Annotated in this window: 17 protein-coding genes and 1 pseudogene; 4 read left to right on the top strand and 14 right to left on the bottom strand. The window is 37.2% G+C overall.

Features of this window, described 5'->3' with window-relative positions:
- Positions 1 to 121: 121 nt before the first annotated feature.
- Positions 122 to 745 (bottom strand): conjugative transposon protein TraM, encoded by a 624-nt coding sequence (gene traM / locus AASI_RS04550; RefSeq protein WP_012473019.1) that lies wholly within the window; start codon positions 743 to 745, stop codon positions 122 to 124.
- Between the two features lie 81 nt (positions 746 to 826).
- On the opposite strand from traM, the gene tnpA (AASI_RS04545) reads away from it, so the two are divergent.
- Positions 827 to 1270, top strand: coding sequence for an IS200/IS605-like element ISCaa10 family transposase (gene tnpA / locus AASI_RS04545; protein WP_044282811.1), 444 nt, complete (start codon positions 827 to 829; stop codon positions 1268 to 1270).
- 23 nt (positions 1271 to 1293) lie between these two features.
- Here the strand turns inward: tnpA (AASI_RS04545) and AASI_RS08825 are convergent, their stop codons facing one another.
- From AASI_RS08825 to AASI_RS08820, 3 genes are all read right to left on the bottom strand, one after another.
- On the bottom strand, positions 1294 to 1461 hold the full coding sequence (locus AASI_RS08825) for a hypothetical protein (protein WP_187146240.1): 168 nt from the start codon (positions 1459 to 1461) through the stop codon (positions 1294 to 1296).
- Positions 1462 to 1632: 171 nt separating this feature from the next.
- On the bottom strand, positions 1633 to 3141 hold the full coding sequence (locus tag AASI_RS04535) for a type IV secretory system conjugative DNA transfer family protein (RefSeq protein ID WP_187146239.1): 1509 nt from the start codon (positions 3139 to 3141) through the stop codon (positions 1633 to 1635).
- A gap of 426 nt (positions 3142 to 3567) precedes the next feature.
- On the bottom strand, positions 3568 to 3705 hold the full coding sequence (locus AASI_RS08820) for a hypothetical protein (protein WP_187146238.1): 138 nt from the start codon (positions 3703 to 3705) through the stop codon (positions 3568 to 3570).
- Between the two features lie 81 nt (positions 3706 to 3786).
- On the opposite strand from AASI_RS08820, the gene AASI_RS04530 reads away from it, so the two are divergent.
- From AASI_RS04530 to AASI_RS09335, 3 genes and pseudogenes are all read left to right on the top strand, one after another.
- Positions 3787 to 4563 carry a transposase family protein gene (locus AASI_RS04530; RefSeq protein WP_083758833.1) on the top strand — a complete coding sequence of 259 codons (777 nt, stop codon included), beginning with the start codon at positions 3787 to 3789 and terminating at the stop codon, positions 4561 to 4563.
- Between the two features lie 58 nt (positions 4564 to 4621).
- The gene (locus tag AASI_RS04525) at positions 4622 to 5716 is read left to right on the top strand and encodes an IS481-like element ISCaa12 family transposase (protein ID WP_012473014.1); all 1095 of its coding nucleotides are present in this window, start codon (positions 4622 to 4624) and stop codon (positions 5714 to 5716) included.
- A 24-nt stretch (positions 5717 to 5740) separates the two neighbouring features.
- A pseudogene (locus AASI_RS09335) lies at positions 5741 to 5830 on the top strand (IS5/IS1182 family transposase); the annotation flags it as partial.
- Between the two features lie 59 nt (positions 5831 to 5889).
- Here the strand turns inward: AASI_RS09335 and AASI_RS04520 are convergent.
- The 10 genes from AASI_RS04520 to tnpA (AASI_RS04475) form a co-directional block, all read right to left on the bottom strand.
- Positions 5890 to 6459, bottom strand: coding sequence for an ankyrin repeat domain-containing protein (locus tag AASI_RS04520; RefSeq protein ID WP_052290807.1), 570 nt, complete (start codon positions 6457 to 6459; stop codon positions 5890 to 5892).
- Positions 6460 to 6543: 84 nt separating this feature from the next.
- The gene (locus AASI_RS09220; protein ID WP_083758831.1) at positions 6544 to 6981 is read right to left on the bottom strand and encodes an ankyrin repeat domain-containing protein; all 438 of its coding nucleotides are present in this window, start codon (positions 6979 to 6981) and stop codon (positions 6544 to 6546) included.
- A gap of 17 nt (positions 6982 to 6998) precedes the next feature.
- Positions 6999 to 9620: an ankyrin repeat domain-containing protein gene (locus AASI_RS04510; RefSeq protein WP_044282815.1), complete on the bottom strand. Its 2622-nt coding sequence runs from the start codon at positions 9618 to 9620 to the stop codon at positions 6999 to 7001.
- Between the two features lie 50 nt (positions 9621 to 9670).
- Positions 9671 to 10450, bottom strand: a complete 780-nt coding sequence (locus AASI_RS04505) for a hypothetical protein (protein WP_044282814.1) — start codon at positions 10448 to 10450, stop codon at positions 9671 to 9673.
- A 1-nt stretch (position 10451) separates the two neighbouring features.
- Positions 10452 to 11015 carry a hypothetical protein gene (locus AASI_RS04500; RefSeq protein WP_148204956.1) on the bottom strand — a complete coding sequence of 188 codons (564 nt, stop codon included), beginning with the start codon at positions 11013 to 11015 and terminating at the stop codon, positions 10452 to 10454.
- Positions 11016 to 11092: 77 nt separating this feature from the next.
- Positions 11093 to 11485, bottom strand: coding sequence for a hypothetical protein (locus AASI_RS04495; protein ID WP_012473011.1), 393 nt, complete (start codon positions 11483 to 11485; stop codon positions 11093 to 11095).
- Complete coding sequence (locus AASI_RS04490; protein ID WP_044282813.1) at positions 11472 to 12113, bottom strand: hypothetical protein; 642 nt, start codon at positions 12111 to 12113, stop codon at positions 11472 to 11474. Before AASI_RS04490 ends, AASI_RS04495 begins: the two co-directional genes overlap by 14 nt.
- Position 12114: 1 nt before the next feature.
- Positions 12115 to 13008, bottom strand: a complete 894-nt coding sequence (locus tag AASI_RS04485) for a hypothetical protein (protein ID WP_012473009.1) — start codon at positions 13006 to 13008, stop codon at positions 12115 to 12117.
- The gene (locus AASI_RS04480; protein WP_148204955.1) at positions 13001 to 14149 is read right to left on the bottom strand and encodes a VirB4 family type IV secretion system protein; all 1149 of its coding nucleotides are present in this window, start codon (positions 14147 to 14149) and stop codon (positions 13001 to 13003) included. Before AASI_RS04480 ends, AASI_RS04485 begins: the two co-directional genes overlap by 8 nt.
- Complete coding sequence (gene tnpA / locus AASI_RS04475) at positions 14146 to 14589, bottom strand: IS200/IS605-like element ISCaa10 family transposase (protein ID WP_044282811.1); 444 nt, start codon at positions 14587 to 14589, stop codon at positions 14146 to 14148. The genes AASI_RS04480 and tnpA (AASI_RS04475) overlap by 4 nt, the downstream gene beginning before the upstream one ends.
- Positions 14590 to 14595: the final 6 nt, after the last annotated feature.

Here is a 14595-nt window from a genome sequence, read left to right as displayed (position 1 = left end):
AAAAAAGTGCTTTCAGGTCACCTCTTTAACGAAATAACTACCTTATCTACACAGACTATTGTAAGGGGTGCAAAGAGGAATAAGCTTATTTAGCCGCTCTTAAAGGACCTTAGCGCTACCTTTATTCTTCTTTTTGAGGTATTGACACAAAAATTTCTCTGCCTTTATCAATATTTATATTCTTATAATTTCTAGCATAGTTATTGGCTTTCTTAGCTATTTCACTTCCTTTAAAGTCTAAGTCTAATACTTCCTCCAAAAGACCTTGCTTGGCAGCTTCTTCCATTTGTCTGGCTAGCTCGTCATGAAAGACCCCTTCGATTAAATCTTCTTTATCAAAACAGACTAAATCGAGCTGCTTAATTTCCTTTCCAACGATACCAGCGGTTATATGAATTCTGATACGCTCTCCTGCAAAACTAGGAATACCTTTTAAAATAGTGCCCGAATCTAGATTAAGCGAGGGAATGGTTTCTTGTAAAATAATTCTTAAAGCTTTGCCGGCTTGCACTTGTTGGGCCTCTCTAAAAATGGCTTTATAAAATCTTTTTTCTTCGTCTAGTTCTGTATTGTGCATGCTAAAGAACCCTCCTGTATCAGTTTGTTCTGGTTGCTTTACAGGTGCACTTTTTTTAGCTGGAACATTTTCTTTTTTTTCTTTCTTCTGCTCTACGACTGGCTTCTTTTCTTCTTTATATAAAGAAAGAAAGGGATTCTCTTTTTTAACTGTAATTCTATACTGCAACCTGTTTCCATCTGGCTTTCCATTCTCTTTTTTAATCTCTTAGGGTTGAATTCCCCGCCGCTTGCGGCGTAAATTGCATATGTGAGTAAATATATCCATAAGAGTCATAATGTAACAGTGTTGTTGTATCATTTGGTCTTACCAGCAAAATATAGGCGTGTAGTTTTTGATAAGGAAGTAGATGAAGCCTTGAAAGAAATTTGTATTAAGATTGAAGAGCGTTATCAAATTAAGTTTTTAGAAATAGGAACCGATAAAGACCATGTATATATGCTGGTACAGAGCGTTCCAACATATAGCATAACCAAACTCGTAACGCTAATCAAAAGTCTTACGGCAAGGGAAATATTCAAGCTGTGTCGGCAAGTAAAGAAGCAATTATGGGGTGGGGAGTTTTGGAGTGATGGATATTTTGCAACTACTGTAGGTAAGCATGGAGATGAGAAGATGATAGCGCGTTATGTGCAAAATCAAGGTAATACGTATGAGATGTTATACGAGAGTAGGCAGCTAAGGTTGTTTTGAATACCCCGCTGCTTGCGGCGGGGTTATTTATTAGTTTCATAATTAGACAATCTCGGTCCTTCTGAGCGTTCCTTTTCGGGCTTAACCTTGACTTCTCCAAATATCGTACTCACCTCCTTGTTTTTATTACTGGCGACAACCATCATGACACCAAGCACAGCTACAAGCAAGCCAGCGAGTAAGAGTACCACTTTAATAGGGGATAGTTTCTGCATAATACTACGGGTCAATACTAAAATTATATTTTCCTGCTTTAGCTTACTCGAAATAGTATGATAATTTTTAGTAAGCCAGGGTAGGCTTTATATCAAGTTAAAAAACAATAATAGGATATCTTCTATACTATATCATATATTTAAATATTATGATATTATCCTTTTTACATCTTCTTTAATAGCCTCAAAGTTAGCCTCTATGTCCACCTTTTCATAGGTAGTAGGTAATGGCTTCATATACTGATAACCTAACCGCTTATTATACGCCACAACAGGCTTTAGCTGCATCTTAAAGAAACCCCCTTTTGGATATACAATTTTTCCCATAAACTCACCTGTTTTAAGGGTCATAGTGTCTTGCGGGGTAATCACGACACGCTCTTTTTGATGCGTCGTTCGGCTAACATTCTTATCTGATTCAGTTGTCGAAATAGACTCTTCCTCTTGCTTTCCTACTAGATCGCTGATGTATTGAGCAGAGCTAAGCGATCCTCTGCCTATAAAGTGATTGCCAAAAGTGTCCTGTAGCTCTTTAGCACCGATAGCTGTATATGCTTTTTCAAGTTGCGCCATATTCTGCAAGGCTATCACTGTTGATATACCGTATTTCCGTCCTGTAGCGGGTGCTTCACTTAAATCCGGCCTCACTAAGGTTGGTATCTCATCAGCCTTGTTAAAACTAGGAACCCTATCATGAGCATACATATTAGTACCTAGCACTGCCATACACATTGATAAGACAGGAGAAATAACACTTTTCTCAGTAGGCGTATTGCCTAAACAAACAACAAGTGGATTTTTTGGATCATTAACAATGAGTGGAATATCATTACCACTAAGCACCCAAAAAAGATTCTTATCTAAAAGGCGCTCAAGGGTTATTTTAAAGCTCGCCATAACACCTGCAAACTGCTCGGGAGCTAGCTTGTAAGCATCAAGAATGGGGCTTGCATACATGGCCGCCTCTTCGTCTGATTCAAGTGTCTTCATCAGCTCTTTATAAGGCTGTAAGCCTAGTAAAATAGCATGGGGCAGGGTGCAATAAGGAGGATACTTATTGGAGAGCATCACAATTAATGACTTTAGTAAAGCATAGGTATTTTTATTCCAGAAATCATCATGCGCTAAAAGCTTGGGATTTAAATTCAGTAAAAAGGTATTGATCGAATGACTAAGTTTTTTTCTATCTTCAATATAACTTGGATGAATAGGATTAAAGCGGGCGCTGGTTGTTAAATCTTGGAAATTAATGGATATAAACCTTCTTTTAATATTTGCCTTTTGGTCAAATTCTTGTAGCGCCCGGTAAGACAGATGTGTTAAAGAATAATTCTCACTAGGCACGGGTGAAAAGTCATAATCATATAAAACACCTGCATAGCCCTTATAAATCATTTGTGCTAGCAGCGGCTCTATGAGGAATTTAGTTTTACCGCATCCAGGTTCTCCGACAATAAAAATACCCGATTGGGGATTTGGAATCGGTAGCACCTGTCCACGCGTGCCATATAATACGAAGTTGTACTTTGTTTCCTTTAGTCCAGTGGGGTTACGGATAAGATCTTCAGCAAACAAATAAGGGAAAAAGATAATGGCAGCAGCAATAAAGGGAAATATGAAATACTTATACAGATAAACATTTGGAATAAATTCCACATATAAAACAAGCAAAAATAGATATAGAGTCCATAAAAGGTAAGTTGTAATATCTTGCCTAGAGATAAAGTAGTGAAGCATATTCCCCATCTTAGGGCGGTTAGAAAGCACCGTGCTTATAAGAAATAGTATATTAATAATTTGGTGCAGTCTGCGAATGCGAAAACTATTGATAGCTTCAAAGATGTCTATATTACCTATTTCTAGAGAGATGTAATCTCCTATATATGCGCTAGCACATAGAAATAATGTCTGTATAATAAATAAAGCCCAGATAGGTTTCACCAGTGAGATATATTTTGAATTTTATTTGTCTAAAGATTTCTTTAGAACAATACTCTTTTAACTCTAACTTTCTCCAAATAAACCATTTCTTACTTCTTTTAAGATTCTTTATATCAGGTTAAGAGAAGATATATAAGCTTCTCACAAACTGTTATCCTGCCTTTCTTGAGCTTCTCTTATTAAGTTAACTAATACTGTATATCCCTTCTGATTAGCAACATCCATAGGTGCCAAACCTTCGTCGTCTTCAATATTTATATTGGCTCCATGTTCTATCAATAGACCTACTGCGAAAGAGGTTGATAAAGAGAGTAGAAAAGGTTAAAATGTAATCCTTGTTATATACTAAAAGGAATAAGTATGCATTTAACCTACACCAGAATAAGCAAGTACCCATACAATTTTAGAAGAATAACTGGATTGAGGCTAGAAACATTTGATAAATTAGTTCAAAAAGTAAGGCCTCTCTTTGAAAAGTTAGAAGCGAGCAAGCTGCGCCATGGACGTCGGAGCCATTTACCTACCTTAGAGGATAAACTGCTCTGTGTTTTGGTATATTACCGCACCTATATTAGCCATGTATTTCTAGGCTACTTATTTAACTTACACAACGCTAACATATGCCGCTTGCTAAGAAAAATGGAGCCCTTACTAGCTAAGAAAATTAGCATTAAAAAAGATAGGACTTTAACCCCAGACAAGGTATTGCGCATATTAGCAGATGTAAGTGAACAGCCTACGCAAAGACCTAGTAAAAAGCAAAAGAAATCTTATTCAGGCAAGAAAAAGAGACATACCATAAAAACAGAGATAGTCATCAGAGAAGATGGGAGAATACTGTCTGTCTCCAAATCACATAAAGGAAGAGTGCATGACTTTAAAATCCGTAAAGGAGAAAAACCCTTACCTAAAGAAAGCTTAAAGCTGGCAGATAGTGGTTATCAAGGCTGGCAAAAGCTACAGAGCAATGTAATGATACCCTACAAAAAGAGCCGTAAGCGGCCATTAACCAAAGAGCAAAAAGACCATAACAGAAAGCTAGCCTCCATACGCATGAAGGTAGAGCATAAGATAAGAGAGATCAAGGTATTTAAAATTATGGCAGAGGTATACAGTACTAGTTTAGATTTAAACTGACAGGTACAATAAAATTTATTATACTTGGAGTAAACCAAAAACTAAACTAGAGAAGAAAATGAACTTAAACCAGAAAATCATAAAACCTAAATTGGGTTTATTAGAGTTAGCAAAAAGGTTAGGCAATGTATCCTCAGCTTGTAAGACCATGGGCTATAGCCGAGATAGCTATTATCGCTTTAAGGAACTCTATGAGAAGGGTGGTGAAGAAGGGCTTTATGAATTAACACGTCGAAAGCCAATCCTTGCCAATCGAGTAGACCCTACTATAGAAAAGGCAGTACTGAATATGGCTATAGAATATCCAGCCTATGGACAAGAAAGAGTGTCCAATGAGCTAAAAAAGCAAGGTATACTTGTATCTGCTGGAGGAGTAAGATCTATATGGCTTCGCAATGATCTAAACAACCTTAAAAAGCGATTAACAGCTTTAGAAGCTAAGATGGCTCAAGATGGTATGGTTTTAACAGAAGCACAGCTAAAAGCTTTAGAGAATAAGAAGCAGCTTCAAGAAGCCCATGGAGAGATAGAGACGGCTCATCCAGGCTACTTAGGATGTCAGGATACTTATTATGTGGGTAATTTTAAAGGTATAGGTAAAGTATATGGACAAACTTATATTGACTCTTACACTAGAGTAGCAGAGGCTAAGCTATATACAGAAAAAACAGCTATAACTTCCGCTCATATCTTAAATGAGCGGGTATTGCCTTGGTATGCTGAGCAAGGAATACCTGTTTTGCGTATTATGACCGACAGAGGCACAGAATATAAAGGAACCTTAGAGAATCATGCTTATGAGCTGTTCTTAAGTGTAGAGAGAATAGAACATACTACTACTAAAGCCTACTCACCACAGACTAATGGCATGTGTGAACGTTTTCATAAAACAATGAAGACTGAGTTTTATGACACAGCTATGAGAAAAAAGATATATACCAGCTTAGAAGAATTGCAGCGTGATTTGGATGAGTGGTTATATTACTACAACAATGAGCGAAGTCATAGTGGAAAGTATTGTTATGGGAAAACGCCTATGCAAACTTTTAAAGACAGTAAGCACTTAGCCTTGGAAAAGAACAACGAGTTGTTGTATCTTTCTAGCACACCAGACAGGCTAGAGTATGCTGACAATTTGCATCCCCTGTTGTAATCTGTCTGTCAGTTTAAATCTTGACTTGTACAGGTATACAGGAATTTTCAGAAAAAATATAACCTTCGCTTTAACATTATATCCGGGCTTATAAACTTCAAGTACGCTTTTTAACAAATAATGTCGCTAGAGCCAAGCTCCCTTCTTTATTTTATTTAAAATTCTACTCTATTTTACCTCTTTCGCAGTAGGTCTAATAGCTTTACTACCTCCAAGTGGCCATTCTGTGCAGCTAGATACAAGGGGGTAACTTCATATTCATCTTGGTCATCTATATAAGCTCCGTAACCCAGTAACGACTTAACTATATTTGTATGTCCCTTCTTAGCTGCCACATGTAAAGGCGTTTGCCCATATTGATCTTTAGCATCTATCCCAATTCCTCTTATATCTAATAATAAATCGATTATATCTACATGACCTTTTTTAGCAGCTTGATGTAATGGAGTTCTGATATTTATAGCTGAGATATTTACATCTGCTCCTTGTTCTATCAATAGCTTTACTACCTCCAAGTGGCCATTCTGTGCAGCTAGATATAAGGGTGTAACTCCATCATTATCTTGGTTATCTATATAAGCTCCCAGGCCCATTAATGATTTAACTATATCTGCATGCCCCTGTTCAGCAGCATAGTGCAAAGGTGTGCGCTCCTTTTTATCCTTGTTGGTTACACCAGAATTGCTTTTTATTAGACCTGCTGCGAAACAACTGTTATAAAAAAACAGAGGAGTATTTTTCACAATTTAGAGAACACAAAAAATAAAAATAGGCATTTAAAGTATAAAAAAGGTAGGTTGATTTTTTGTAGATAGTAAATTTATCTCTCAAAAATCCAATAGTTTTATCAATTTTCTGTTTCGCAGCGGCTCTATTATAAGTTGGAAGGAATCAGGATCCGTTTCTCTGAGAGAAGATAGATATTCATCACATTTTAGCTCTGTTAATATGCTAACCAGCTTCATGTTTCCATCTATACAAGCTCGGTGTAGTGGAGTAAAACCATTATTATCTTGTGCATGTATATTAACACCTTGTTGCCTTAGTAATTTCACTACTTTCAAATGCCCTTTTTGAGTGGCTAAGTGTAAAGGTGTTTGAAGATCATTATTCCTAGGATCAATATAAGCCCGTGGAGTCTTTAATAATAGTTTAACTACTTCTAAATGTCCCCCCTGTGCAGCAAGGTGTAAAGGCGTGTTACTTTCTTTATTTTTATTCTCGAGAGAAGCACCTTGTTCTACTAGCAGATTAACTACTTCTATATGCCCTTCCTGGGCAGCTACATGTAAAGGTGGTTATAATCATTTGGCATATTAGGCTTAGCAGAACTCTCTAGCAGGAAGTTCATTATTCCCATTCGATTATCCATGCAAGCCATATGTAATGGGGTATTGCCATCTTTATCTCTAGCGTGTAGCTTAGCATTATGTTTTATTAATAGCTTAACTAATGCCATATTCCCTGTATTAGTGGCTAAGTGTAAAGGTGTATTACTATCTTTATCCCTTACATTTATTTCTTCTTCATTTTCTATTATTTGTATTAAAGATTCTACCAATTTAAAGTGGCCCTTTCGGACTGCTATATGTAATGGAGTTTGCTTATATTTACTACAAAATATGTTACTCAAATTTACTCCGCGCTCTTTTAATATACTTACTATACTTACATTCCCTCTCTTTGAAGCCCAATATAATGCTGTCCTCCCTTTTGTATCTTCAGCAGTTAAGTTAGCGCCTAATTTCACCAATATATCAAATAATTCAGTGCCCCCCTGTTTAGCAGCTATATGTAAAGGAGTTATGTCAGAACTATCCTGAAGATTAATGTATGTACCTGCCTGCCTAAACCAATTTTCCTCTTCTATTGAATTTATAGCTTGAGGCTTAGTGCCACATAACTCTTCTATAGCTAGTACAAAATAATCTACAGAACCTTGATTAGCAGCCCAATGTAACAGTTTACATGCATCATTTTCACACTCTTTACGATAATAAGCTTGGACTACTGTTTTGTTTAGGTATTTGCTAAAAGTGGACATACTAAACTCTGGAGGTAACCCATCAAAATCTGGCAATAAATTTGATAATATAAAACCTCGATTTTGTATAACATTAGCCCAATACGCAGGGTAACTGAAACAAAACTTATTTTGGTTTTCCCTAAGTTTATCTCCCTTTTCCCGTAAGAAATTATATAATATTCGATACTTCTTTTGAGAGACTAGCTCAAAAGAAATCTTGCCATTAGGAGCCTTAGCATATGGATTAGCGCCGTGCTTTATTAATTTTAGAATACGATGGAAATCATCATTATTAGTTTTAATAGCACTTTCAACAGCGTCATACAATCGCCTTTGTAATTCATCTTTCGTGTAAACATGAAATGTCCTGTTAACTAATTTGAGTTCATTTGTAGCTTTTTTAAGAGACATAAATGAGACTATTTTATTATATATTTCATTAGGTAAGCACGGTACGCTAACCTCTAATCCTATTGGAGACAATAATTGTTCTATAGAATCTAATAATCTGGTAGCTACATTTACTTGCTGAACAGATGACCCTTCTTGATTACTTTTAGGAATAAGCGCTTTACCCTCGTTTATAGCATTTCTAAAAATATTAATGAATTGTTCTTTTCTTTCTCTATCTTCTTCTTCTAACTCTTCTGATAATTGAAATATTTTTAATTCCTGTAATCTTTTTATAACGGGACTAAGGTGATTTTCAAGTTGATCTGGAGATAAACTTTCGTCTATGTTTCCATCAAAGCCTCCTCTAACCCATTCTTTTAAGAGCAAAAGTGTCGATCTAAAATCAGCTTTTAGCTGTTCTTCTTCATTTATTTGTTTTTGCATAGCTTCTAACATGGCCTGTTCTTCCATTTGATCTCTTGCTTGCTGCTCATCCATTGCTTGTTCTCCTATTTCTTCTAAAGCCTCTTGTAATATATCATTCAGCGTGGCTGTACCAAGATTTTTTTGTTGATTAAATGTTTGGGCTCCTATATAATCCCTATTTCTTTGATCATGAGTCTCGCTGCTCAGGTTAAAATACCTTTCCGTAGTGGGTCTATTAGTCCTTTTTACTATTCCTGAATCTATTCTCTCTCTTAGTCTCTCTCTTAGTCTCCTACCCAATTTCGCTAATAAATTAATAGCTTTTTCATACCCTTGTTGGGCTGATTCTTTTAACCACCTTCTTGCCTCATCAAAAAGTTCTTTTGTATTTTGCTTTTTCCAAGCTTTATAAGCTATTTCTCCTAATAAAAACTGTGCTTCAGGATCTCCCTTTACAGCATATTGCATTAAAATCTGCTTATCGGCAGTAGACTTTTGTGTGCTAGGATTATCCGATTTACTCTCTTGTTCTTCTTCAGAATCTTCATTTTCACTCTCCCTATTCCTGCCTATTTTAACTATTTTAGAGTTTTCTGCTCCATGCAGCGGATTTCCTTTGTCCTGATTCCCTTCCATTCCACCCATTAACAATGGCTGGGATATAATAATACTAGAAAGCCTCCCCTCTTCTTTTTGAATGTGAACGCGCTTCTTCTGTACAGCTTGAGGCAGGTGAATTAAACTTATTAAATCTACTCCTTTCTCTATATCCACAGGAATATCATTATAAATTTTATCTTTCTCATCTATTGTTTCTACACTTGCTTTCGATACCCCTTTATACTCGTAAAATGTAACAGTATCTCCTCCCTCGGCGGTCAATGCTTGACCCGTCAAAGTGTGAACATCTATTTGAGGGATGTTTGCTTGCATAAGTTCCAAACCTTCTTGCTTAATAGGGACAATCGGATTATGCAACCCACTACAACTTTGCAAGCATGAGCTTATCAGTAAAACGTAAGCTATCAATTGAGAACCTACCCTATAACTTTTATGCATATTTTATATTTTATATTAAGATTCAAGCTTATAATAATACTCAATACTTTTTATTTCCTTTTAGCCTTTAAAAGTATTCTACTCGGAACATGTATTCTAAATTCTCTTTCTCCTTGTCCTGATTCTCCTAAAAACACTTCAAGTCCTCCGTTACTGGTATAACTAGGCAAGGCAACCACAAAATACTTAGAACTACTCGGCGCCAGCTCAATAGCGGGGAGTCCGCCAATAGGCTCTACCACTTTAGTCTTGGTACTTCTGAAAAACAGAAATTTTCTTAAATAGGTAATGTATTCAAAGCCAAAATGGGCAAGCTTAAGATTGGTGGTCGTATTGTTTTCAAGAAAAAAACGTAAGTAAGTAATATCCTGGTGGTGCGATACATTCACTAGAATCGCTTTGATCCCCTCCTCACGAGTACCATAGCTAAAGTATTCTTGCTTTTCACTGGCAAAAAACACATTTTTCAGCACGCTTTTTATCACCGGCTGCTGTGTTGGAGTAGTAGGAGTTTCATGCACCTGGGCCTTAATAAAGCGCTGCAGCGGAGCCTGGTCATCTGGGTAAATCTCTGCCACATAGGTTTCTTTGTTCTTCCCATATAAAACAAACAAGGTAGTTGGCCTCGAGTCTTGCTTTTTAGCAAAAATTAGTAGGCTCTTGCCCCTGAGCTTAACGTGATAATCCTGGTTGCCTAGATCAATATCAATAATCTCTTCCTCAAAGCTAAAGACAGTGGGCTTTGTAATAGGCACCCCTATTTGTGCTGTTTCTGCTCGACTAGCACTTGCCAGGCATGCCAATAGTAAAAGGATAGTAATCTTCTTCATATTACTCTTTGGCTTGTTCATCAGACTTGGGTTGCAAAAATTTTAATTTTCTAATCTGCATGCCATAGGGATTTTTATAGCTCCTCTCAAGGATAGCTACTTGGAAATATAATCCACCAGGCACTTCAATGTCTTCATATAGCGTCTGGCCAGTAGTGACAAAGTGCAAAGCCGTATTGTAATACACGAGCACCTCATGCGGGTGAGTCTCCTTATTAATTTCAATTTCTTGAAGAGAAACGGTTGAAATAGCATTTCGATCTTTATAAAGCGACTCCACGGTCTCATCCATTTTAGAGATAAAAAGTCTAGCACTCTCTTTATCCATCATGTCCGTTACCTCTTTTAAATTCTCTTCAAGGGAGTACTCGTTATGGGCAAATGCTTTTTCTAAAAAGAGCCTCGTAAAAGCTACAATCTCATATTCGCTCCTGACAAGAGTCTCTTCAGCCCTTGTGCCTACATAAGTCTTATCCGGGAAAACAACATACACATTCTCAAGCTTTGAGGCATCGTACCATTTTTTAGCAAAAAAGCCGGAAAAACAGAGTAGCACGATAATCACAAGGATCAGGGCATAATATACCCGTTTAATTAAAAGGGATAAGTATTTAGCATTATCAAATATCATTTCATTTTCATTTAAAGGCTCCACAGGTGGCTATATTTAGCTTGTATCCTTTGCCTATCTTTTTCTAAAAAATCGTCTAACTCTTTGAGATCTCGAGTAGCCTTATAAATAGCCATCTTTTCTTTCTCTTCCTCATCGAGCTCTAAATCACCCGCTATACGATCGTCTACTTTCTCGTTAAGCTCTCGAACATCTCGCCGTTTACTATCAATCACCAGTTCCATTTGCATCACATCACCCACTGTCAAACCTTTTTTGCTTTTAGCCTCCTCGAGCAGCTTAATCTCTTTCTCGAGCCTATCAATCTCTGCTTTATATATTTTGACAGTAGCTACCGATTTAGCCTTTAAAGCCTCTTGGAGCTGATGTTCATAAGCTTCTGCTTGCTCGTTACTGCTTATCAAATTGTTTAGGACTGGTTTGAAGCAAATTGCTTGAAAGCATAGAAGCACGCGTATTGCTGAGTAAATGTTTCCCTTGCCCTAGAACATTCTTCTCAAGAGAAAGATCTAGCTCTAAACTCTGTTTTAAGTTTTTAAAGGAAGGGATATTTGGAATATATTCAGCTGGATTGATGGGTATTTGTAAGCCATTTTCTACCAGGGCCCCTAAAAACTTCTTAAAAGATCCTTTTTTCAGTCCTTTGGCTAAGAATGTGGCTTGATCTTGTGATCGCTTTTTAAAGTAATACATCTCCTCTACCTTTTTTTTGGTATGCAAGGCTTCATGAGCAATTTCTCGAATTCTGTCGAGGGATGTTTTCTGCCTTTTATCAATGCGATCTACCTTTGCCTCCATGCCACCCCCATCAAAGATAGAAGTAAAAAATCCGCCACCTGGAAACTTATTAAGCATTGACTTAACTCCATATTTGAGCCTGCCAGAGAAGTTGATTTTTTCATCTATCCTCTCTCCAATAGCTTCTTTAGCTTCTTCTAGCTTGATATTGGCTTTCCTAGCGAGTCTGCCTGCATACGATGGATGGTATGAGATAACAAGCATAACTGTTAGTAAAGTGAATATGCGACGCATGTTATTTGATTTTAGTCATGTGTTTACTAAGCCTTCTAGCGAGCCCCATTTTACTCGAAGCCATATTCAGAGCCTGGCCTACATTGGCTACAATAGCACTTCCTAAGAGTTTAGAAGTAAAAGTCGGGGTTAATAAAATAGCTATAAATAGCCCTATGGAAAGTATTATATGACCCACTGCTTCACCGGCCAGCGAAGCGTTAGAACCTGTTTTCATCCAAAAAGAGCTTATTCCATAGAACTTTGCTAGAACACTAAAAATATGCAGGGTAATAGCCCAAGAAGTAATGTTGATGTAACTTTTGGACCAGTTAGAAAAGCTCTTTTTAAAGGGCCCCGGCAGAAAAGATAAAACAGCCGATATAGGACCTAGTATAATGGTAGGAATTAGAATCATTACTTTGATAGCATGCATAAGCCGAACAGCTCCTCCATGAGAAACCATTGCTAGCATTTTAGGAACAAAATCAAAGATGACTTTAAGAAAAGATTTGATAACTGTAAACCAACTTTTACCCTCGCTATAGGCTTGAAATTCTTGCTCATACTGCTCGGCACTGCCTTTCAAGTAACTGCCTATTTGAGTCGCCAGGTCCTTCTGATCAATACAGAACGCACTAATAAAACTATCAAAATACATGATAATAAACTTGTAGTGAGTTAAAAACAGGGCAACCAAAAGGGCATGGGAAAGCGTTTTGATATGGGTTCTTAGATCTAGCGTACCACTTGAAATATCCATAAAACCTTCCCAAAGGAGCTTGATCATCATCAAAGTCCCAAAAGCCTTCCAGCACATCTTAAGCATCACTTGCAGCATAGCTGATACTACAATCCACATAGCATCAGGAACACCTGCGCAAGTGGGTAAAATAAAGTCTACGATATCATTCATAGCGTACGATTTTATCTAAAAGCTGCCTGACCCAGGTCACAGAAGCCATTTCAATATCTCCTTCTGCTAATCGTATTAACTGAGCCATGGCATTGCGCTCATCGGGCCTAGAAGTTAAAATAGCATGCTCAAAAAGCGATGTTTCAATACGCCAAACAGCTGACTTGTCCATCTCTTTAATAAACACTTCCCGATAGCCATTCAAATAGCTATCGCGTCTTCTAAGGGATGCATATTTTTCCATATCAAAAGCATTCATGCCTAGAAAGTCTGCTATATCACGCCTGACCGATTCCTTGTCATTATAGAGCAGGATAAAGGTAGAAGCATTGTTTTTCATGGCTCCGGCTATTGAAGAATCTCTAATCTCATCTACATTCTGGGTAATAATCCAAATAGCAGTATTTGTTTTTCTTCCTTTCCTAAAAAGTTCTTCAATATAATCCTTAGAAGAATCATCGAGCATGGTCCATCCTTCCTCTACCTTAATCGCTTTGATCTGTTCTGGCTGGCTGGCGACAATTTGCATCACATAATCAAAGAGTACCTTAACAACCAGCGGATAGAGTTTACTGTCACTTTTTACGGATTCAAGCTCAAAGCATAGCAAACGGCTATCCTCTAAATAAACGACTTCCGTAGAGTTAAAATGCTCTTTATAAATGCCCTGAGTAAAAGGCTCTAGAACAATTAAAAAGTTATTGATATTAAATAAAGTTGTATCAATGGCCTCTTCTGCCACATAGCCTTTCACCCATGTGCAGAATCTTGTTAAGGTAGGAATTTCATCCTTAGGTAAAGACTCGTAGTATAAAGTCAAGAACTTAGAAAGAAGGGCATATTCGACAGGCGCAATAGGATTGTTTTTAAGATCTTCCTTCCACATCTTAGCGATGAAGTTAGATAAAAAGGAGATCTTGTAAGAATCAGGGATATACCTACCTTCTGTCTTTTTTATAAGAAATGGGTTCAGCTTAAGGGGCTTTTCGGAGGTATATTCAATATACTTCCCTCCTAATGCTCGAAATAAGGAACGATATGTACCGCCACTATCAATGACAATGACCGTATGCCCAGCATAATACCGGTCTTTGATCATTTTCCCAATAAATAACCCCGCCGCAAGCAGCGGGGTATTCAAAACAACCTTAGCTGCCTACTCTCGTATAACATCTCATACGTATTACCTTGATTTTGCACATAACGCGCTATCATCTTCTCATCTCCATGCTTACCTACAGTAGTTGCAAAATATCCATCACTCCAAAACTCCCCACCCCATAATTGCTTCTTTACTTGCCGACACAGCTTGAATATTTCCCTTGCCGTAAGACTTTTGATTAGCGTTACGAGTTTGGTTATGCTATATGTTGGAACGCTCTGTACCAGCATATATACATGGTCTTTATCGGTTCCTATTTCTAAAAACTTAATTTGATAACGCTCTTCAATCTTAATACAAATTTCTTTCAAGGCTTCATCTACTTCCTTATCAAAAACTACACGCCTATATTTTGCTGGTAAGACCAAATGATACAACAACACTGTTACATTATGACTCTTATGGATATATTTACTCACATATGC

Source organism: Candidatus Amoebophilus asiaticus 5a2, from assembly GCF_000020565.1.
Taxonomy (GTDB): Bacteria; Bacteroidota; Bacteroidia; order Cytophagales; family Amoebophilaceae; genus Amoebophilus; species Amoebophilus asiaticus.
Note: the sequence above shows the minus strand (reverse complement) of the source record. Positions and strands in the feature narration are given on the sequence as shown.